The sequence below is a fragment of the Microbacterium murale genome, from assembly GCF_030815955.1.
In the GTDB taxonomy this organism is placed as follows: domain Bacteria; phylum Actinomycetota; class Actinomycetes; order Actinomycetales; family Microbacteriaceae; genus Microbacterium; species Microbacterium murale_A.
Genome location: NZ_JAUSXK010000001.1, coordinates 2,754,675 through 2,774,432 on the forward strand (window position 1 = coordinate 2,754,675; position 19,758 = coordinate 2,774,432).

Genomic DNA, 19,758 nt, shown 5'->3' on the forward strand with positions numbered 1-19,758 from the left:
TTCACCACAGTCCGTTTCCCGTCAGTCGTTTCACGATCGCGTTCACTCCGAGCAGCAGCACGAGGTTGATGACTCCGTTGAACAGTCCGATCGCCGCCGCCTGGCTGAAGTCGGCGCTGAGCAAGCCGACCTTGTAGGTGTATGTCGCGATGATCTCGGACTGCGAGATGTTGAGACTGTTCTGCAGCAGGTATGCCTTCTCGAAGCCGATCGCCATGACGTTTCCGACCCCGAGGACGAGGACGATCATCGCGGTGGGCATGATGCCCGGCAGATCGACGTTGAGGATCTTCTGCCAGCGGCTCGCGCCGTCGACTCGCGCGGCTTCGTACAGAGTGGGATCGATCCCCGCGAGCGCGGCCAGGTAGATGACGGCCGAGTATCCCATCGTCTGCCAGATGTCACTGAAGACGTAGATGTGCCGGAAGAAGTCCGGATCGCTCAGAAAGTCGATGGATCCCAGGCCGAAGAACTGCGTCACGTGTCCGGCGATGCCCAACCGCGGCGAGAGGAAGAGGATGGTCATCGATACGACCACGACCGTCGAGATGAAGTAGGGCGCGTATGTGACCATCTGCACGGTGTTCTTGAAGAACCGCAAGCGAACTTCGTTCAGCGCGAGCGCGAGGATGATCGGGATCGGGAAGCTTGCCAGGACGACGTAGGCCGAGAGCAGGAAGGTGTTGCGCAGCACCGGCCAGAACATCGGATTGTTGAAGAAGCGCTCGAAGTGCTTGATCCCAGCCCAGTCGCTTCCCCAGACGCCGTCTATAACGTTGTAATCTTTGAAAGCAATGATGGCATTCGCCATCGGCACGTACTTGAAGATGACGAAGTAGGCGATCGGAATCAGGATCAGCAGATAGAGCTGCCAATGCCGACGCCAGCTGCGCTTGAAACCGCGCAATCCGCGGGAGTTGCCCCGGTCGCGGAGTTTGCGGGTGACACCGCCGACGTCCAGGCCGACGCCCGGCGGGCTCACCATGCGGACCTCACGAGTTTGAGGGGCGAGTTCGGGGAAGTGGAACGGGCGAGCGACCTCAGTCGGATGTTCATCAGGTCTCCTCTCTGAGTCGATGCAGCACACTTTACGATAAACGTCAGATCAATGTCTGTCAATCGCTCCCGACGCTCGCGTCTCGATTAGGTCGCTATGCGCCCGGGCCGAGGCTGCATAGATCCGGTCTGTGAGCCTGAGATGCCCGGTTATTCCGGCATTCCGGGCACACTCCCTGTCGTTCGACATCCCAGTTTCTCGAAGACATCACTGCGCCCACGCCGTTGGTTCGAGTCGCCAAAGATGCAGATTGATTCAATCTTTCAACGTGGCCGCACTCGCGCGCGAGGTCTGATTCAGGGAAGCGTCGAGCGGGGCGTCTAGACGACGGGAGCCACGGGGCCGCGGAGTGACGGCACTCGACGTTCGCGTGAGCGGGGCGAAGCCCATCGGGCGGCATTCGCAATCACGCGCTGCACGTCGGGGTGATGGTAGACCGGATAGTCCTGGTCGCCAGGGCTGAAGTAGAAGATCCGCCCGCGCCCGCGCGTGAAGGTCACACCCGAGCGGAAGACCTCGCCGCCGCTGAATGAGCTGATGAACACGATCTCCTCGGGCACAGGGATGTCGAAAGGCTCGCCGTACATCTCTTGTTCCGCGATGACTATGGGATTCGGAACACCTTCCGCGATCGGATGCGAGGGCGCGATCGTCCAGACCAGTTCGCGGTCGCCCGCGCTCCGCCACTGCAGCGTCGCGGTCGTCCCGAGCAGGCTTGTGAAGACCTTCGACCAGTGACCGGAGTGCAGCACGATCAGCCCCATCCCACCGAGCACGTGCTGCTTCACCCGCTCGACGACAGTGTCCTCGACGGCGTCATGCGCGGCATGACCCCACCACAGCAGCACGTCCGTCCCTGCGAGCGCCTCCTCGGTGAGTCCGTGCTCCGGCTCCGGGAGGGTGGCCGTGCGTACGTTGACCCCGGGAAGCAGGCGCGTCAGCGCTGCTCCGATCGTGTGGTGCATGCCGTCAGGGTAGATTCGTATGACGTTCTCATCGCGAGTCTCGTGAATGTACTCGTTCCAGATGAGGACTGTGAGGGCTTCAGTGACCATGCAACCACGCTACTCCACCGCGAATGCGCAGTTCTGCGTCAGCCAAAGCGATCCGTACCGATCTGCTCGCGCGTCCGACTTTGATCGAACCTATTTCCGTCTCGCCGCGTACACTGAGAACGTGGCAGCTGAGACAGAAGACTTTCCGACGGGTTCGCTTTCGAGATCGGATCACGTCATCGACCATGTGAAGCGGATGATCGCCTCGGGTGAGCTGCGAGCGGGGGACCGACTCCCAATCGAGAAGGAACTCGCCGCGCAGCTGGGGGTCTCCCGTGGCTCGCTTCGTGAAGCCGTGCGCTCGCTGGCCACGCTCGGTGTGCTCGAGACGAGACAGGGCGATGGCACGTATGTGACGCAGCTCGACGCGAGCTCGCTCCTGCGGCACCTCGAGTTCTGGGCGGGGCTGCAGGAGGCCAACCAGTCGGTCGACCTCCTCGCGGTCCGTCGCGTGCTCGAGACCGAGTCGGCAGGTCTGGCCGCGGTACGGCTCACTGAGGACGAGTTCGAGGAACTGGAGAAGATCCTCGCCGAAATCGATGCCGGACTGATCACGGGTGAACTCGAGCCGGAGTCCTTCATCGATGCTGATGCCGCGTTTCACCACCGGATCGCAGTCGCGAGCGGCAACGCGGCCCTGTCGGCGCTGATCGACAGCCTCATGACACGCACATTGCGCGGGCGCCTCTGGCGCGCGATCACGGAACGGGACTCCCTCGGTGAGGCGCACGCCGATCACCGGGCCATTCTGGCTGCCCTTCGCACGCGCGATGCCGAGCGTGCACGCATCCGTATGGCCGCGCATCTGCTGGGCGTCGAAGTCTTCGCAGCCGACCACCCCGTGAAGGACGACGTGCCTCCAGCGCATCAGAGCCCAGGCGGTCACGAGACGACGAGCACCTCTTCGGCCTCCGACTCCAACCAGTAGCTGCCGGTCGGGAACTCGTACCGCTGGATGCTCTCCTCGTGCAGTTCTGCGCTGTATCCCGGCTTCGAAGGAAGCACGTAGTGTCCGCCGGCGACGACGGCGGGATCGGTGAAGTGCTCGTGCAGGTGATCAACGTACTCGGTGAGGCGCTTGTCCAGCGATCCTGAGACGGCGACGAAGTCGAAGATGGAAAGATGTTGCACGAGCTCGCACAGCCCGACGCCACCCGCGTGCGGGCACACCGGGACTCCGAATTTGTGGGCCATGAGATAGACGGAGAGGATCTCGTTCACGCTGGCCAGGCGGGCAGAGTCCAGCTGACAGAAGTCGATCGCCTCGGCTTGGAACATCTGCTTGAAGAGAACGCGATTCATGCCGTGCTCACCGCTCGCGACGCCGATCGGGCTGACCGCCCTGCGGATGGCGGCGTGCCCGAGCACGTCGTCGGGGCTCGTCGGCTCCTCGATCCACAGCGGCCGGAATTCTGCCAGCTCTTTGATCCAGTCGATCGCCTGGGGAACGTCCCAGACCTGATTGGCGTCGATCATGATCTCGGCGTCCCACCCGACGATCTCGCGGGCCACACGCAGTCGCCGACGGTCCTCCTCTAGGTCGGCGCCGACCTTCAGCTTGAAGTGGCGGTATCCGTCGTCCACCGCCTCCTGCAGGAGCGTGCGCAGCTTGTCGTCGGAGTAGCCGAGCCAACCGGCGCTGGTCGTGTAGCAGGGGTAGCCGCCACGGGATGCCAGTTCTGCGATGCGCTGCTGGCGAAGAGGCGCCGATGCGCGGAGGAGATCGAGGGCCTCTTGTCGGGTCAAGGCGTCCGACAGATACCTCAGATCCGCGGCATCCACGAGCTGTTCCGGGGTCATCTCGACGAGGAGCCGCCACAACGGCACCCCGGCACGCCGGGCGGCCATGTCCCAGAGGGCGTTCATCACCGCCGCCATCGCAAGATGGACGACGCCCTTCTCCGGACCCAGCCAGCGCAGCTGCGAGTCGGATGCGAGCTCGCGGTATATCCCGCCGAGGTCGTCGAGGAGTGCGTCGACATCGCGGCCGATCAGTGGCTGGGCGCGCTGCCGGGCTGCCTCGGTGCACAGGTCGTTCCCGCGCCCGATCGTGAAGGTGAAGCCGTGGCCGCGCAGGTCGCCGTCGGTCTCCAGGATGACGTAGGCGGCGGAGTAGTCGCCGTCCTTGTTCATCGCATCGGAGCCGTCGGCCTCAAGCGAGGTGGGGAAGCGTATGTCGTGCACGCGCACCCCGGTGATGATCGCCATTAATCGTCCCTTCTTGCTCGTGATAGATCGAGCATCATTCGATCTATCACCGTTCTTGTAGAGGGGTTCTCTCTACCTTGATCGTCGCGCTACTCGAGTGCTCGCGTCGCTTTTCCGTTGAGTTTATTGCTATCTCGGCGCCTTGGGGTCTTCTTTCTCTGCGTCACGGCGCTCGCGACCCTTCTAATGCTACCGCCACTCCCCACGTTAAAGATCAGATGTTTACACATGCTATCCGCGATGTTAGCGTGACGTTTCATCGACGAGGAGGAGAGCAGGGTGCAACGGGAGGCGTATTCACAGCCGTGGGAGTACCGGGATGTCACCGACGGGACCTCGAGGGATCCCTGGCCAGTGGTCATCCCTCACGACGCGGTGCTTGCAATGGCGCGCGTCCCGGACGCCCACCAGATGGCCTCGGGATACTTCCCCGGCGGAAAGTGGGAGTACCGCACACGCATCTTCGCTCCCGCGCACTGGAGGGATCGCCACGTCGTCCTCGAATTCGAGGCCATCCACCGCTCGGCCGCGGTTTTCGTGAACGGAGACCTCGCCATCCGGCAGCCGTCCGGAAGCACCTCTCTCGTGGTGGAGCTCGACGCGTTCCTGCGCTACGGCGTCGAGAACGAGATCGTTGTCGAGGCTCGTGCCGACCGCGATGCTCGGTGGTATACGGGAGGCGGGATCATCCGACCCGTGCACCTCGCCGTGGGTCCGCGGGTGCACGTTCCGCTGGACGGCGTCGTCGTGACCACCCCGGAGCACGATGCGGAGGCGTCGCTCGTGCAGATCATCACGACGGTGCGCAACCTCGAATCCGTCCCAGTCGTGAGGTGGCTGGAGACGAGCATCACGAGCCCTTCGGATGACCTGGTCGGCGTGGACCGGACCAGGGTCAGCGTGCCCGCCGGCGGCGAGGCGGAAGTCAGTCAGCGAATGCTGGTGGAAGCGCCGCTGCGCTGGTCCGTTGATAGCCCCGACCTGTACCGCGTGACATCGCGTCTCACCTCGGGTGCCGGGGGCGAGGGGCAGACGGACCACGGAGACGTGCTCTTCGGAGTCCGGTCACTTCATCTGGACGCTCGCCGCGGCCTGCGGGTGAACGGGCAGCCAGTGAAGCTCCGCGGGGCCTGCGTGCACGCCGACAACGGGGTCATAGGAGGGGCGACGTTCGATGCCGCGGAGGAGCGTCGGGTCGCGATCCTCAAATCTGCCGGCTTCAATGCGATCCGCAGTGCCCACCAACCGATGAGCAGGGCGATGCTGGACGCCTGCGACCGGCTCGGGATGCTCGTGATGGACGAGCTCACCGATGTCTGGACGAGGGCGAAGTCGCCCGAGGACGGCTCCGACGTCTTTCTCGAGCGCTGGCGGTCCGACCTCGAGGCGATGGTCCGCAAGGACCGTAACCATCCTTGCGTCATCATCTACTCGATTGGCAACGAGATTCCCGAGGCGGCGACGCGATCGGGCAGCGAACTGACCAGGGCGCTGGCGGCGGCGACGCGTGCGCTGGACCCGACCCGCTATGTGACTGCGGCCGTCAACGGCGCGCTGTTCGTGATGGACGGCGCGATCGACATCGATCCGGAACGGCTGGGCGGGGCATCACTGGACCCCGTGGCCGAGATCAACGCCCGCTCGATGAGTCTCGAGGACCGTATGAGTTCTCTGGCCCTCACGGATGCCGTCGCCGAACTGACGGAAGAAGCCTACGGCGCGCTCGACATCGCCGGGATGAACTACCAGGACGCCCGCTACGTGCTCGATCATGAGCGGTACCCGCACCGCGTCATCGTCGGGTCGGAGACCTTCCCGACCCGGATCGACCGCCTGTGGGGGCTCGTCCTGGCGAACCCTCATGTCATCGGCGACTTCACGTGGACCGGGTGGGACTATCTCGGTGAGCCCGGCCTCGGGCGCATGCACTACAGGGACGACCAACCTGGCAGCGGGGCGCTCGGCGCGTACCCCTTCCTCATCTCGCTCGCCGGCGACATCGACATCACGGGTGAACGGCGCCCCGCGTCCTACTATCGCGAAATCGTCTTCGGCTTGCGCGCCGAGCCCTTCATCGCTGTGCGGCGGCCGCACACCCGCGGGCGTGAGATGAAGGCTGCTCCATGGTCGTGGACGGACAGCATTCAGTCCTGGACGTGGCCGGATGCCGGAACGGATCCTCTCGAGGTCGAGATCTACTGCGACGCGGCGGAGGTGGAGCTGTTCGTCGCCGGATCGTCGCTCGGGCGACAGCCCGCGGGCGCCTCACACGGCTACCGCGCGCTGTTCGCAGTTCCGTACGCGCCGGGCAGGCTGGAGGCTGTCGCCCTGCGCGACGGACTACCGGCCGAGCGGGCGGCGCTGCAGACCGCCGGGACCGACCGTCGACTCGCGCTGAGGGCAAAGCTCTCAACGCCGGATACGGGCGGACAGCGCCTCGCGTTCGTCGTCGTCGAGCTCGTGGACGACGTCGGAGTACGGGCGACCGACGGCGACCTGGAGGTCGAGGTCGACATCGATGGTCCGGGTGAGCTCCAGGGGTTCGGCAGCGCACGACCCGAGACCGAGGAATCGTTCAGCGGCTCCCGCCATCGCCTCTACGACGGGCGCGCGCTCGCTGTCGTCCGCCCGACGGGGGCGGGTCGCATCGTGGTGATCGCCTCCGCGCCGGGACTGCCATCCGCTTCCGTCGAGGTGCAGGCGGTCTGACGCGCCGGCCTGCACCCCTCAGAGAGAGGTCAAGGGCACCGCCGTCGGCCGATCCGCCGCAGGACCGAGATCCAGCCGCCGTCCCTCGACGGAGGCGGTCATCATGGTCTCCATGATCTCGAGAGCGTGGAACGCGATGCCGGCGTCCGCGCGCGGCATGTCTCCGGCCGCGGTGCGGTGGAAATCGAGCAAACCGAAACCGCGGGCGCTGTCCTCGTAACCCGCCGACACAGGAAGGGGTTCCCAGTCCTTGCCTCGGACCTTGAGCAGCGTAGTCCCGTTGAATTCGTTCGGGTCTGGCACGATCAGCGATCCCTCGAGACCATGTACTTCGATCGGGACCGCTCGGGTACCCACGGTGTCGAAGCTCATCGTGAGAGTCGTCGTCGCGCCTCCGACGTGCTCGAGCAGGCCGGTGATGTGCGTCTCGGTGAGCACGGGAACGCGCTCGCCGGCGCGCGGGCCCGTGGCGATGACCCGTTCGTCACGTGGATGCGATGCGGCAGCCGACACCCGCGCGACCGGGCCGAGAAGTGTGATCAGTGCGTGCAGGTAATACGGGCCCATGTCGTAGAGCGGCCCACCTCCGGGCGCGTAGTAGAAGTCGGGATTCGGATGCCACGCCTCGTGACCTGGGATCGCCATGGTCGCCGTCGCCGCGATCGGTCGTCCGATGAGCCCGTCATCCACTGCACGACGGGCGGTCTGGATGCCGGTTCCGAGAACCGTGTCCGGAGCGCAGCCCACCCAGAGCCCTCGCTGCTGTGCGAGCTCGAGCACGGTGCGTCCCTCCGCGAGCGTCACCGTGAGCGGCTTCTCGCCGTAGACGTGTTTTCCGGCCTCAAGGGCACGCAGAGAGATGTCCGCGTGCGCCGCGGGGATCGTGAGGTTGAGCACGATGTCCACCTCCGGATCCGCGAGGAGATCGTCGACGCTGCCGCCGGGTACTCCCTCGGCGGCGCCGACGGTCGTGGCGCGCTCGATGTCCAGATCGGCGACACGGACGAGGCGCACTTCGTCTCGGATCCGCCGCAGCGTCTCGAAGTACATCCCCGAGATGAAGCCGACGCCGACAACTCCGACTCTCAGCGGAGCGACAGCGTCCCCGTTCAACGACTTGCCCACAGCAGTCCCCTTTCCACGATCGTCCGCACAGGCGGCTCATCCAGCACTTCGAGCTTGTGACCGCCGGTGCAGACGAAGATCCGTCCCGCACCCCACAGCCGCGTCCACACCACCGGAGTCGTGAACGGGTGATGCCAGGCGTCGAAGTCGCGGTGCACGATCTCGGTCGTCGCCAGGACGTCGTTGTAGGCGTCGGAGAGCACCCAGTACTGCTCCGTGTGCAGCCTGAAGTCTTCGATGCCCGACACGATCGGGTGATCGCGCCGCTCAGGCACGATGTTCACGGTGAAGTCGAGATAATTGTCGGCCTGATCACCCGTCCGCTCCTCCTTCGGCACCGCCGCGTGATGGGCGAACTGCCCGCCGATCAGCTGCAGGTAGTCGGCGCTGTTGCGATATGAATCCGCGATGCCGCCGTGCCATCCGGCGAGTCCGGTGCCCGCGACAACGGCCGCGATCAGCCCGGAGAGCTCCGCATCGGCGATGGTGTTCATTGTGTTTACCTGCACGACGAGGTCGATGGGGGCCATGATCTCGGCGTCGGCGTAGACGGCCGTCCCCTCTTCGACCCGGACCTCGAATCCCTGTCCTTCGAGGAACGGGATCACCGAGTCGGTGGTCTGTACGGGCTCGTGTCCGTCCCATCCTCCGCGTACGATGAGGGCCTGTTTGTTCTGCTGCATGTTGTTGGCTTTCGGTTCAGTGACCAGCAGGCGGCTGGGCTTCGGGAGTGCGCTCGAGTCTGACGGTGCGTGGTCCGTGCGACAGGTCTACCGATAGGGCGGTGCCCAGACCGCTCACCGTGACGATGTCACCGTGGCGGGTCGCATCAGAGCCGGGCACGAGCTCGAGGGAGACCGTCGCGCCGTCGGCGTCCCAGGTCAGCTCGTCGATCACGACGCCACCACGCGCACGCACGCCCCGGATAGAGCCGGAAGGCCATGACGCGGGCAGCGCCGGCAGAAGCGTCAGCGATCCGGGCTGCGACTGGACCAGCATCTCGATCACGACGGCGGGCAGCCCCCCGCTCGCGTCGACATTGAAGATCGAATCGCCGTCGTGCGTGGACACGGCGTTGGGACGCCAGAAATCGCGGGCGAGGGATTCGACGCACCGCACCGCTGCCTCCGCATCGCCGAGCCGAGCTGCCGCGAGACCCAGTCCGACCAGACCGAACGCCATCTCCTGGCGGCCGTCCCGTCCGGCCCAGGGTCGCTCATCCCGCCATCCCAGCTTCCGGCGGATCGTCTCGAGCGCCGCCGCGCGGAGCTCTGGCGTCTGGGCCGCGGGATCCTCCTCGTACCAGAACGGGTACAGCTGTGAGACGTGACGGTGCGCAAGCTGCTCGTCGAACGCCGGATCAAGCCATTCGGCGAACGTCCCGCCGTCCGCGACGCGGTACGGCGGAAGGTGATCGGCGAACGATTCCCATGCTGCGCGGTCGACGTCCTCACCCAACAGGTCGGCGATCCGGATGCCGAGGCGCACGGCGTCGCGGAATGCAGCGACATCCATCGTCGCGTCGACCGCGAGGGGATTGGTGCGGTTGGCCGGAGTGTTCTCCGGAGAGTACGACGGTGCAAGGTGGAGGGTTCCCGTGTCGTCCGCGAACACGACCGATGTCGCGAACGCCATGACGTTGCGGGCAAGCGGCCACGCATACTCGCGTAACGTCTCGAGGTCCCCGGTCGCGGAGAACTGATCCCACGCGAGGCGCAGCACCCACGCGCCCCCGGCCATCCAGTAGAGATGGGGATGCGCCGCGGCGAAATGATTGCTGCGCCCGTGCGAATCGAAGCGCGCGGGGAGCAGCCAGCCCTCGCCGCCGAACACCCGTTCTGCGTTCTCGGCGTAGTCCTCGACGTGGCGGAAGATCGCCCGTAGGTAGGACGTGAACAGCTCCGGGGTGCCTGATGCGACCAGGGAAGCCACTCCGCCGTGCTGCACGTTGCCGTTCTGCGTCCAATCTCCCGACCAGGCCGGCCGTCGGGTTCCCTGCCAGATGCCGACCAGCGTAGGAGGCAGCACCCCGGTCGAGGAGATGATCGTGTGGCGCCCTGCAGCAAAGGCGAGCTCGAGCGCCGCGAGCACGGAGCCTGCGTCTCCTGCGCGCGCGCTTTCCAGCACGGCGTCGTACGAGACCGAGTCCTCCACGCCGCTGTGCAGATCGAGCGAGGACGCCGCGAACAGCGAGGCATGCGAGGCCGTCGACGATGGTGTCGACCCGACCAGTCCGCCGGACAGCTCGACCCGGATCGGCAGGCTCACGGTCGCGCCCGCCGGGACCCGCACCCGCACACCGCCGTCCACGGGGCGGGGGTCGAGATCAACGGAAACGTCGACCTCGACCCGCGCGCCGGTGGGCTGCGACAGGCTTGGTGGATGCTCGCGGACGAATGGGGGCAGGGTCTCCGCGTCGACCTCGACGTCGACCATCAGTCGGCCGCCTTCGAACAGAGGCTCGGACGGTGTCAGGAAGATGCCGTAGTCCGTCGACGGGTAATCGCCGAGCCCCGGCTCGTCGGGGCCGAAGTCGAGGGACAGCACGCCGTCCACCTCACGGGTGGAGAAGAGTTCGAGAGTCAAGGTGCCATCGGCACGGTCGGGGATCAGCGCGATGCTGCTCCATTCGCCGGCAGTGGTGACCCATTCAACTTCGACGCGACCCGTCGTGAAGTCTCCGACCCGACGGTAGGTCGACTCCTCAGTCGGCCCGTCAGGGGTCCACGAAAGCGCGGCCACAGGGACGAACGGGTCGGTCCAGATCATCCGCCCGTCGTATCCGTCCTTCGCGGCGGCGAGGGACGTGATCCGGGCTGCGGTATCCGAGTCCTCGGAGAGGACGGCCGCACGGACCTCATCGATCCGATAGGCGATGCGCGGCGCGGCGATCGCCGAGTTCACCGGTAGGAAGAACTCCTCATGGCAGATGTGGACGATGTGACGCGCGGGTGCACCAGACAGCACGGCGCCGAGTGAGCCCGTGCCTGCGACGAGACCGTGCTCCCAATCCAGAGCAGTGGATGAGCTCCAGAATCCGGTTCTGATGGGCACGGCGCGATTCCTTCCTTGCGGACATTGCACGATTGCGTGATCCCACCCTACAGGAAGTCATCCAATGAATTCTTGGAAGAAGGGACACTCTCGTGATTTCCTCTTCGCGATATGATGAATTCATCGAATCTTTCAATGTTGCAGGAGTTGCTATGCGTAGCGTGTCGTACATCGGATCAGGTCGTGTCGAGGTTGCAGAGGAGTCGATCGGCGCCCCCGCCGCCGGAGAGGTGCAGGTCGCCGTTGCGTTCACGGGCCTCTGCGGCACTGATATGCACATCATCCACGGATCCATGGACGGGCGGGTGACGACGCCTCTGGTCTTCGGGCACGAGATGAGCGGCACCGTCGAGAGGATCGGGGCGGACGTCGACGGATGGTCGGTCGGCGACCGGATCACGGTCATGCCTCTGCAATGGGACGGCAGCTGCCCCGCGTGCCTTGCCGGACACCGGCACATCTGTCAGAATCTCGAATTCGTCGGAATCGATTCTCCCGGCTCTTTGCAGCAGCAGTGGAACGTCCGAGCCGAGTGGCTGATCCGTCTGCCGGATGACATGCCCCTGGATATCGCGGCCCTCGCCGAGCCGACTGCGGTCGCCGTGCACGACGTGCGCCGTTCTGAGCTCCGTCCCGGCGACAAGGTCGTCGTGATCGGCGGCGGGCCGATCGGACTGCTCATCGCGAGCGTCGCCCGCCACCTCGGCGCCGACGTCGCGGTGATCGAACTCGTGTCGGCTCGGCGCGCGCAGATCGCCGCGCTGGGCTTCGAGACGCTCGATCCGCGTGTGACGAATCAGAACGCCTGGGTGGATCGGTGGACCGGGGGTGCGGGGGCGGATGTCGTCTTCGAGGTCTCCGGTGCGGCCGCCGCCGTGCTGGGGGCGACGTCGCTGGCCAAAGTCCGCGGCACGATCGTGGTCGTCGCGATCCATCCGACTCCGCGCCCGATCGACCTGCAGCGGGTGTTCTGGCGTGAACTGCGTCTGCTCGGTGCCCGCGTCTACGAGCGACGCGACTTCGACACGGCGGTCGAGCTTCTCGCGGACGGAGTGATCCCGACACAGCTGCTGATCACGAAGGTCGTCCCTCTCTCGCAGGTCCAGTCCGCCTTCGACGATCTTGAGCAGGGGAATGCGCTCAAGATCCTCGTCGACGTCGGAGCAGGCGAGTGACCGGGGCGTTCGACCTCACGGGACGTCTCGCCGTCGTCACGGGCGCTTCGCGCGGCATCGGCTACGCGATCGCCGAATCCCTTGCCGAAGCGGGGGCGGACATCATCGCCGTGAGCGCGTCCATCGATCCGGCGCGAAGCTCGGTGGGGGACGCCGTGGCCGCTCGCGGACGAGCGTTCGAGGCATTCGCCTGCGACTTCGCTGACCCTGCGGCGGTCGCGGCGCTCGGTGCCGAACTCCGGGACCGGCCCGTGGACATCCTCGTCAACAACGCGGGCACGATCCGCCGTGCTCCTGCTGCCGAGCATCCGAGCGAATGGTGGGACGAGGTCATCCAGGTCGACCTGTCGAGTCAGTTCGCCTTCACCCAGGCCCTCGCGCAGGGCATGCTCGATCGCCGGCGGGGCAGGATCATCTTCACGGCCTCCCTGCTCGCGTTCCAGGGTGGCATCAACGTGCCGGGCTACGCGGCGGCGAAGTCAGCGATCGCAGGCCTCACGAAAGCACTGTCGAACGAGTGGGCGGCTCGAGGCGTCACCGTCAACGCGATCGCCCCGGGCTATATCGCGACCGACAACACTCGCGCGTTGCAAGACGACCCGGCGCGCTCGCGAGCGATCCTCGATCGCATCCCCGCGGGGCGGTGGGGTGCGGCATCGGACATCGGCGGAGCCGCAGTGTTCCTCGCCGCACCGGCGTCCGCCTATGTCTCGGGAGTGACCCTGCCCGTCGACGGCGGATGGCTCGGGCGTTGATATGACCGACTAGCCCCTCGGGCTGAGTGAGTGTCGGCGAGGCAAGGAACGCGAGGATGGCATGCAGCCGCTGTTGGGCGACGGCCGTGAGGACTCGCGGAAGCGTGCGTAGCTCAAGTCATCCGGGCGCGGCTCCGCCGCTTCACAGCGGCTGTAAAAGCGTTGCTATCGACCTCAGCGTTGCCTCCAACTCGACCGACGATTCCAGCAGCCACTGGATCTGCAGTCCGTCTGATGCGGCGATGACGAGCGCGGCGAGGTGCTCAGCGGGCACGTCGTCGCGGATCGCGCCGGATGCCTGCTGCTCGCGAAAACTCGTCGTCAGTTCAGCGCGCAGGCGCTCGAATCGGGTGGAGAAGTACTCCCGAGCCACCTCGCTGCCGCTCTCGAGGGCTGCCGCGACGAGCGTCGAGTAGAGCTGAACGAGACCGGGGACCTCGACGTTCTGGACGGCGGCAACCACCATCGAATCGACCCCGGGGGTGACTGGTGACGTGTTGCCCGCCGCACGCTGTGCCTCGGCGTGCGCATAGACCGCGACGAGCAGCTGTTCCCGCGAATCGAAGTAGTGCAGCAACGCCGCGTGCGACACTCCGATGGCCTCGGCGATCCGTCGCAGAGAGGTGCCGTCGGCACCGCGCTCGCGGAACACCTCGATGGCGCGATCCAAGATCTCCTGCCGCCGAGCGACGCCCTTGGCATGCGCACCGCGCCGTCCGATCACCGGCTCTGAGTCCATACGTCACAACATATCCGAGACTCGAAGAAATTAACCTCCACGTGGAGGTTTTGTGATAATCTCATCGCACCGCCAACGCGGCATCCTCACAACGACGTACAAAAGGAAGAATCATGGCTCTGCCTCTCGCCTCAGTGCAGCTGTATTCGCTTGCCAGCGAGTTCTCGACCGACATGCACGGCTCACTCGAACGACTCGCCGCGATCGGCTTCACGACGGTGGAGGCGTACGACTTCGTCGGGCGTCCTGCGGAGATCCGCGCGGCCTTCGACGCGACCGGCATCGTCGCCTCGACCGGACACGCGCCGCTGCTCTCTGACGAGCTGTGGACGCCGGACGGTTCCATCCCGACGCCCAAGCCGGAGATCGTCTTCGAAGCCGCCGCCACCATCGGGATGACGACCGTTTTCGACCCGTTCGTCGCACCGGAGCGGTGGGTCACGGAAGACGGCGTCGCCGACATCGCCGAACGGCTCAACCACGCCGCAGAGGTCGCAGCGACCTTCGGTCTGTCGGTCGGGTACCACAACCACGCGCAGGAGTTCGTCGCCTCGTTCGGCGGCCAGACCGCATATGAGCGCTTCGTCGAACTCACGGATGAGCGGGTCCAGATCGAACTCGACCTCTTCTGGGCGCAGACCGGCGGGCAGGATGTGACGGCACTGGCCGCAAAACTCGGCAGCCGCCTGAACGCGGTCCACGTGAAGGACGGCATCATCCCTGCGGTGAACCCGTGGGGCCCGGAAGGCGCCAAGTTCTCGTCGGACAGCCTCGACCAGCGGCATCCGGGAACGGGCGACGTGCCCCTCGCCGACGCCCTGCGTGCGAACGAGAACATCAAGTTCGCCGTCATCGAGTACGACCACGCGCCCGGCGACGTCTTCGAAGACATCGCCGCCGGTTTCACCTTCCTGCGTGAAGGCGGATTCGTCGCATGAGTGCTCCTCTGGGCGTCGGCATCATCGGCACGGGCGTCATCAGCCAGACTTACCTCGAGAACCTCACCTCGTTCCCCGACGTGCGCGTCGTCGCGGTCGGCGACCTGATGCCGGAGCGTGCACGCGCGAAGGCGGAGGAGCATGGCGTGCCGACGTGGGGAGACGCGGATGCCGTGCTCTCGAACCCCGACGTCGAGCTCGTCGTGAACCTCACCATCCCCGCCACGCACATCGAGATCTCCTCGCGCGCGGTCGCCGCGGGCAAGCACGTGTGGACGGAGAAGCCCCTCGGGCTCGACCGTGAGAGCACGCGTGAGCTGCTGCGCGCCGCCGATGCCGCGGGCGTGCGCATCGGGTCGGCGCCGGACACGATCCTCGGGCCGGGCTTCCAGACCGCCAAGCGTGCGATCGCCGAGGGCATCATCGGGACTCCGCAGTTCGTGAACACCGCGTTCCAGACGCAGGGCCCCGACCTGTGGCATCCGGAACCGGCGTTCCTGTTCGCCGCAGGGGCGGGCCCGCTCCTCGATATGGGGCCGTACTACTTCTCGGCCCTGGTCAGTCTGCTCGGCCCGATCGCCGGCGTCGCTGCGCGCGGTTCACGGTGGCGCACCGAACGGCAGATCCACACCGGACCACGCGCGGGGGAGAGCTTCCCCGTCGAGGTGCCGTCGACCGTTCAGGTGCTCTCCACCTTCGAAGGCGGCCAGCAGGGCACGCATCTGCTGAGCTTCGATTCGGCACTCGAGCGCCACGGCGTGATCGAGATCCACGGCAGCGAGGGCACGCTCGTCATGCCCGACCCGAACACCTTCTCGGGCCGGACCGCGTACGTCAAGCCGCTCGGAGTGCTGCGCGACGGCATGTCGACGGTGCAGGAGTGGACCGACATCGAGCAGCAGGGCACCGTCGTCGGGCGAGGCCTCGGCGTGCTCGACATGGCGCGCGCCATCGCTGCCGAGCGTCCGCACATCGCGACGGGCGAGCTCGGCTATCACGTCCTCGACGTGCTGCTGTCGGCGGAGGCTTCCGCGGCCACCGGCCAGTACCTCGAGATCGAGAGCACTGTCGGCGAAGTGCCGGCGATGCCGGTCGACTTCGATCCGTTCGCGGTGACGCTGGGATAGGGATCGCTCCCTCTGCGGGCGTTGAAAGGAGGAAAGTGTCGGTCACGCAGCACGATGACCGGCACTTTCCTCCTTTCAACCTTCCTCGTGTGCGGTCACGACGCGCGGCGCATGTCAATGGGGCTGCCGAAACCGTCGGGCAGCGCGAGTCTGGTGCGGAACTGATTCCGACCAGAATGGAGAAAGCCATGTCCAACTCGCTCCCCGATGAAGAAGGCGCCCTGCCCGACGAGGACGGCGTCCTCCCAGGCCAAGACGTCGACCCCGATCTCGGTCCGGACAGCGACCGCGCCGCTGATGACGACGACGATGACGATGACGATGACGACGACGAGGATGTCGATCTGTCCGATCTGCCGTGACAGGAGATTCCCGGATGGACCTCACCGTTCGAAGTTCGGTACATTGGTCTCGCCCAGCAATGTCGGAGCCGACAACAAATCGGTGCATCGACAACCTGCAGGGCGTCCACTGAATCTTGCGACGTCGCTCGTCGTTCGCGACGGCATCAGCCGCGCCGCGAACTGAAGGACGGCCGTCGCGCGCCGATCCGAAGGAACATCCATGCCCAATCCGATGAGGATCGGCGTCATCGGCGTCGGCAAGATCGCAGAGCAGTATTTCGCAGAGTTGCCGAAGCTGTCGAACCTGGTGCTCGTCGCGGTTGCGGACCTCAACGCCGCGCGCGCGGGTGAAGTCGCGCGCGAACAGGGCGTGGAGCAGCTGAGTGTCGACGCTCTGCTCACGGACGACAGGATCGATGCCGTACTGAATCTGACGATCCCCGCCGCGCACGTGGAGGTCGGTCTGCGTGCGATCGCCGCAGGCAAGCACGTGTTCGCCGAGAAGCCCCTCGGTCTCGGTATCAAGGAGGCGGCGCAACTGCTGCAGGCTGCGGACGCCGCGGGTCTACGGGTCGGATCCGCACCCGACACCGTCCTCGGAACCGGCGTGCAGACGGCACGGAACCTGCTCGATGACGGGAAGATCGGCACCCCGGTCGGTGCGGCCGCCCAGTGGACATCGCCAGGACACGAGTCATGGCATCCGTCGCCGCAGTTCTATTACCAGCCGGGCGGGGGACCGCTTTTCGACATGGGACCGTACTATCTGACGACGCTCGTCACAATGTTCGGGCCGGTGATCTCGGTGGCGGGGTCAGTGAGCACTTCAGATCGCAGCCGCTCCGTCGGCACCGGACCGCTGCAGGGCACTCCGCTCGACGTGTCGATCGACACTCACGTCTCCGCGATCCTCTTCCACGAGAGCGGCGTCAGCTCGACGATCACGGTGAGCTTCGATGTCTGGCAGTCGAGGGCTCCCAAGATCGAGATCTACGGGACCGCCGGCACGATCTCAGTGGCGGATCCGAACAGATTCTCCGACCCGACTGAAGTGTGGACCGCCGAGGCTCCGGAGTGGACGGTGGCTCCGGTCTCCGGTGGCTACGCCGACGCCGGGCGAGGCGTCGGGCTCGCCGACATGGCCAGGGCGATCGAGACCGGGCGGCCGCATCGGGCTTCCGGGCAGCTCGCCTTCCATGTACTGGAGATCATGGAGGCCGTGCTCGTCGCCGGACGCGAGCGTCGGGTCGTGGAGCTGACGAGCACGACCGAGCGGCCGGAATCCGTGCCCGCGGGGTCATCCCCCGACCGATGGTAGCCCTGACCGTGGTGGAGACCGCCCGCTCTGACAGCCGATTCTCGGCAGTGAAAGGAATGACCTCATGACCGATCGACGTGCGCTTGTCGTCCGTGGCGGATGGGAGGGCCATCACCCCGTTGAGACGACGGAGCTGTTCATCCCGTTCCTGGAGAAGTCGGGATTCGAGGTGCGCATCGAGGAGTCGAACGAGGTCTATGCGGATGCCGACACGATGGGGAGCATCGACCTTATCGTCCAGTCCGTGACGATGTCGGAGATCTCGAAGGATGCGTTCGCCGGGCTTCGCTCCGCCGTCGAAGCGGGAACAGGCCTGGCCGGGTGGCACGGCGGCATCGCCGATTCGTACCGCGCCAACTCGAACTACCTGCACCTCATCGGCGGGCAGTTCGCCACCCATCCCGGCAGGCCGCCGGCAGAGCGCCCTGGCGATGAGACCGACAACTACCTGTCGTACACGGTCGAGATGACCGATCTCGGGCGCACGCACGAGATCACGGCGGGCATCGCAGATTTCGAACTGACGACCGAGCAGTACTGGGTGCTGCACGATGACCTCATCGACGTTCTCGCGACGACGACGCACCCTGTTCAGCCGTACCATCCGTGGCATCGTCCGATCACGTCACCGGCGGTCTGGACGCGGCAGTGGGGCGCGGGCCGGATCTTCGTGGCCACACCGGGCCACAGCGTGGATGTGCTCGAGGACGCCAACGTGCGCACGATCGTCGAACGCGGGATGCTCTGGGCCAGCAGAACGACGACGGCGCGCTGAGGTTCAGCACCGATCGGGTCACTTCCCCTTCTTGTCGTCGTCCTGATCCTTCCGGTCGCCCGAGTTGTTCCCCGGACCCTTGTTCGGATTCGCGTCTTCCTCCCCCTCGCCCTCGGTGACCTCGTTCGCGGGCGCGTCCGTGGTGTCGGAATCGGTATCGGGCTGATCCTGCGCTGGCGGCTGATCGGTCGCGGGGGCGGGGGATGTGAAAACGTCGTCCGCCGACATTCGAGAAGCGATCCGCTCGGGTGATTCGTCCGGAAGGGAGAACGCCCAGAACCCTGAGAAGGCGATCATCGCCGCCGCGACGGCGGACATCGTGGTGATCGCTCCCGCGCGCGACCTGCGACTGGCGCGGCGCCGGGCCGTGGGGAGTGCGCTGCGGCCCCGGGCCATGTGAACGTCGTGGCGTCGGGGGTCGGTGAGCGGCCCGACGATCTCCTCCCGTGGGACCGGTGACTGGCGCCACGGTCGTGATCGGCAAGAGAGTCGACGGGATCGTGGGCGGCACCGTGCGCAGTCCCAGAGGCGACGGGTCATCGCTCAGGAAGGCCGCCGCCTGCGCCACCTCCCGCGCGGAGGGGCGGAGCTCGGGATCGACGCGGGTCATCCGGGTGAGAAGCGCCACCCACCGCGGGCCGAGCGAATCCGGCACGGTGGGAGTCTCCTCAAGCCGGCGAAGCGCCGTCTGCACCTTCCCCATCACCGGGAATGCGGGCTCACCGGTCAGCGCTTCGATCAGGACCAGCCCGAGCGAGTAGATGTCCACCGCGGGTGTGAGCTCTGCCCCTCTGACCTGTTCTGGTGCCATGTAGGCGGCCGTACCCACGACGATGCCCGGTGAAGTCACCCGCGGATCCGCGAGGCTGTACGCGATGCCGAAGTCCATGAGCTTCGCCGTCCAGCCCGGTCCGTGTCGCGGATCCCGCGCCAGCATCACGTTCGACGGTTTCAGATCGCGGTGGATGATGTCGGACTCATGGACGACCTGCAATGCCTCCGACAGATCTCCGGCGAGCGAAGCGGCCTCCGAATCAGACAGCGGCCCATCAGAGAGGCGCGACGCGAGCGTCGGCCCGTCGACGTACTCGATCGCCAGGTATCGAGCGTGCCCAGGATCCAGTCTCGCGTCATAGAGCGTGACGAGCGAAGGGTGGTTCAGCGATGCGAGGACCGTGGTCTCGCTGTGCACCCGTTCGTCGGCTGATGTTCCCTCATCCGCCTCGCCGAGCAGCTTGATGGCCACAGTGCGTCCGAGAAGCGTGTCCTCGGCGCGGTACACCGCGGCCATCCCGCCCCGACCGAGGCAGGGTCCCAGACGGTAACGTCCGTCGAGCAGAATCTCGGTCGCATGCTCATCTATCGCATCCATGGCTCAC

At 66.1% G+C, this 19,758-nt stretch carries 17 protein-coding genes and 1 pseudogene; 9 read left to right on the forward strand and 9 right to left on the reverse strand.

The window, feature by feature from the left end:
* Position 1: 1 nt before the first annotated feature.
* The gene (locus QFZ46_RS13440) at positions 2–985 is read right to left on the reverse strand and encodes an ABC transporter permease (RefSeq protein ID WP_307362305.1); all 984 of its coding nucleotides are present in this window, start codon (positions 983–985) and stop codon (positions 2–4) included.
* A 392-nt stretch (positions 986–1,377) separates the two neighbouring features.
* On the reverse strand, positions 1,378–2,112 hold the full coding sequence (locus QFZ46_RS13445; protein ID WP_307362310.1) for a ThuA domain-containing protein: 735 nt from the start codon (positions 2,110–2,112) through the stop codon (positions 1,378–1,380).
* 121 nt (positions 2,113–2,233) lie between these two features.
* On the opposite strand from QFZ46_RS13445, the gene QFZ46_RS13450 reads away from it, so the two are divergent.
* On the forward strand, positions 2,234–3,040 hold the full coding sequence (locus tag QFZ46_RS13450) for a FadR/GntR family transcriptional regulator (protein ID WP_307362313.1): 807 nt from the start codon (positions 2,234–2,236) through the stop codon (positions 3,038–3,040).
* Here QFZ46_RS13450 and QFZ46_RS13455 read toward each other — a convergent pair.
* Positions 2,995–4,320 carry an enolase C-terminal domain-like protein gene (locus tag QFZ46_RS13455; RefSeq protein ID WP_307362316.1) on the reverse strand — a complete coding sequence of 442 codons (1,326 nt, stop codon included), beginning with the start codon at positions 4,318–4,320 and terminating at the stop codon, positions 2,995–2,997. The two genes, QFZ46_RS13450 and QFZ46_RS13455, sit on opposite strands and share 46 nt — an antisense overlap.
* A 354-nt stretch (positions 4,321–4,674) precedes the next feature.
* Here QFZ46_RS13455 and QFZ46_RS13460 point away from each other — a divergent pair, with 354 nt between their 5' ends.
* On the forward strand, positions 4,675–7,029 hold the full coding sequence (locus QFZ46_RS13460) for a glycoside hydrolase family 2 TIM barrel-domain containing protein (RefSeq protein WP_307364607.1): 2,355 nt from the start codon (positions 4,675–4,677) through the stop codon (positions 7,027–7,029).
* Positions 7,030–7,047: 18 nt separating this feature from the next.
* Here QFZ46_RS13460 and QFZ46_RS13465 read toward each other — a convergent pair whose 3' ends face one another.
* Genes QFZ46_RS13465 through QFZ46_RS13475 form a run of 3 tightly spaced genes read right to left on the reverse strand, consistent with a single transcriptional unit; the run spans position 7,048 to position 11,208 of the window.
* Complete coding sequence (locus tag QFZ46_RS13465; RefSeq protein WP_307362318.1) at positions 7,048–8,154, reverse strand: Gfo/Idh/MocA family protein; 1,107 nt, start codon at positions 8,152–8,154, stop codon at positions 7,048–7,050.
* A complete protein-coding gene (locus QFZ46_RS13470) occupies positions 8,139–8,837 on the reverse strand; it encodes a ThuA domain-containing protein (protein WP_307362321.1) in 699 nt (232 codons plus the stop codon). The genes QFZ46_RS13465 and QFZ46_RS13470 overlap by 16 nt, the downstream gene beginning before the upstream one ends.
* A gap of 16 nt (positions 8,838–8,853) precedes the next feature.
* Entirely contained in the window at positions 8,854–11,208 is a 2,355-nt protein-coding gene (locus QFZ46_RS13475; RefSeq protein ID WP_307362323.1) for a glycosyl hydrolase family 95 catalytic domain-containing protein, read from the reverse strand.
* A 152-nt stretch (positions 11,209–11,360) separates the two neighbouring features.
* On the opposite strand from QFZ46_RS13475, the gene QFZ46_RS13480 reads away from it, so the two are divergent.
* Together QFZ46_RS13480 and QFZ46_RS13485 are read left to right on the forward strand one after the other, a co-directional pair.
* On the forward strand, positions 11,361–12,383 hold the full coding sequence (locus QFZ46_RS13480; protein WP_307362325.1) for a zinc-dependent alcohol dehydrogenase: 1,023 nt from the start codon (positions 11,361–11,363) through the stop codon (positions 12,381–12,383).
* Entirely contained in the window at positions 12,380–13,138 is a 759-nt protein-coding gene (locus tag QFZ46_RS13485; protein ID WP_307362327.1) for an SDR family oxidoreductase, read from the forward strand. Before QFZ46_RS13480 ends, QFZ46_RS13485 begins: the two co-directional genes overlap by 4 nt.
* A 142-nt stretch (positions 13,139–13,280) precedes the next feature.
* On the opposite strand, the gene QFZ46_RS13490 is transcribed toward QFZ46_RS13485, so the two are convergent.
* Positions 13,281–13,877, reverse strand: a complete 597-nt coding sequence (locus tag QFZ46_RS13490; RefSeq protein ID WP_307362330.1) for a TetR/AcrR family transcriptional regulator — start codon at positions 13,875–13,877, stop codon at positions 13,281–13,283.
* A 113-nt stretch (positions 13,878–13,990) separates the two neighbouring features.
* On the opposite strand from QFZ46_RS13490, the gene QFZ46_RS13495 reads away from it, so the two are divergent.
* From QFZ46_RS13495 to QFZ46_RS13515, 5 genes are all read left to right on the forward strand, one after another.
* Positions 13,991–14,815, forward strand: coding sequence for a sugar phosphate isomerase/epimerase family protein (locus QFZ46_RS13495; RefSeq protein ID WP_307362333.1), 825 nt, complete (start codon positions 13,991–13,993; stop codon positions 14,813–14,815).
* Positions 14,812–15,942: a Gfo/Idh/MocA family protein gene (locus tag QFZ46_RS13500; RefSeq protein ID WP_307362334.1), complete on the forward strand. Its 1,131-nt coding sequence runs from the start codon at positions 14,812–14,814 to the stop codon at positions 15,940–15,942. Before QFZ46_RS13495 ends, QFZ46_RS13500 begins: the two co-directional genes overlap by 4 nt.
* A 188-nt stretch (positions 15,943–16,130) precedes the next feature.
* Positions 16,131–16,304 carry a hypothetical protein gene (locus QFZ46_RS13505; RefSeq protein ID WP_307362336.1) on the forward strand — a complete coding sequence of 58 codons (174 nt, stop codon included), beginning with the start codon at positions 16,131–16,133 and terminating at the stop codon, positions 16,302–16,304.
* 202 nt (positions 16,305–16,506) lie between these two features.
* Entirely contained in the window at positions 16,507–17,604 is a 1,098-nt protein-coding gene (locus QFZ46_RS13510; RefSeq protein ID WP_307362339.1) for a Gfo/Idh/MocA family protein, read from the forward strand.
* A 64-nt stretch (positions 17,605–17,668) separates the two neighbouring features.
* Positions 17,669–18,379: a ThuA domain-containing protein gene (locus QFZ46_RS13515; protein ID WP_307362341.1), complete on the forward strand. Its 711-nt coding sequence runs from the start codon at positions 17,669–17,671 to the stop codon at positions 18,377–18,379.
* 18 nt (positions 18,380–18,397) lie between these two features.
* Here the strand turns inward: QFZ46_RS13515 and QFZ46_RS13520 are convergent, their stop codons facing one another.
* Positions 18,398–18,697, reverse strand: coding sequence for a hypothetical protein (locus tag QFZ46_RS13520; RefSeq protein ID WP_307364716.1), 300 nt, complete (start codon positions 18,695–18,697; stop codon positions 18,398–18,400).
* A 250-nt stretch (positions 18,698–18,947) separates the two neighbouring features.
* A pseudogene (locus QFZ46_RS13525) lies at positions 18,948–19,751 on the reverse strand (serine/threonine-protein kinase); the annotation flags it as partial.
* Between the last annotated feature and the right edge of the window lie 7 nt (positions 19,752–19,758).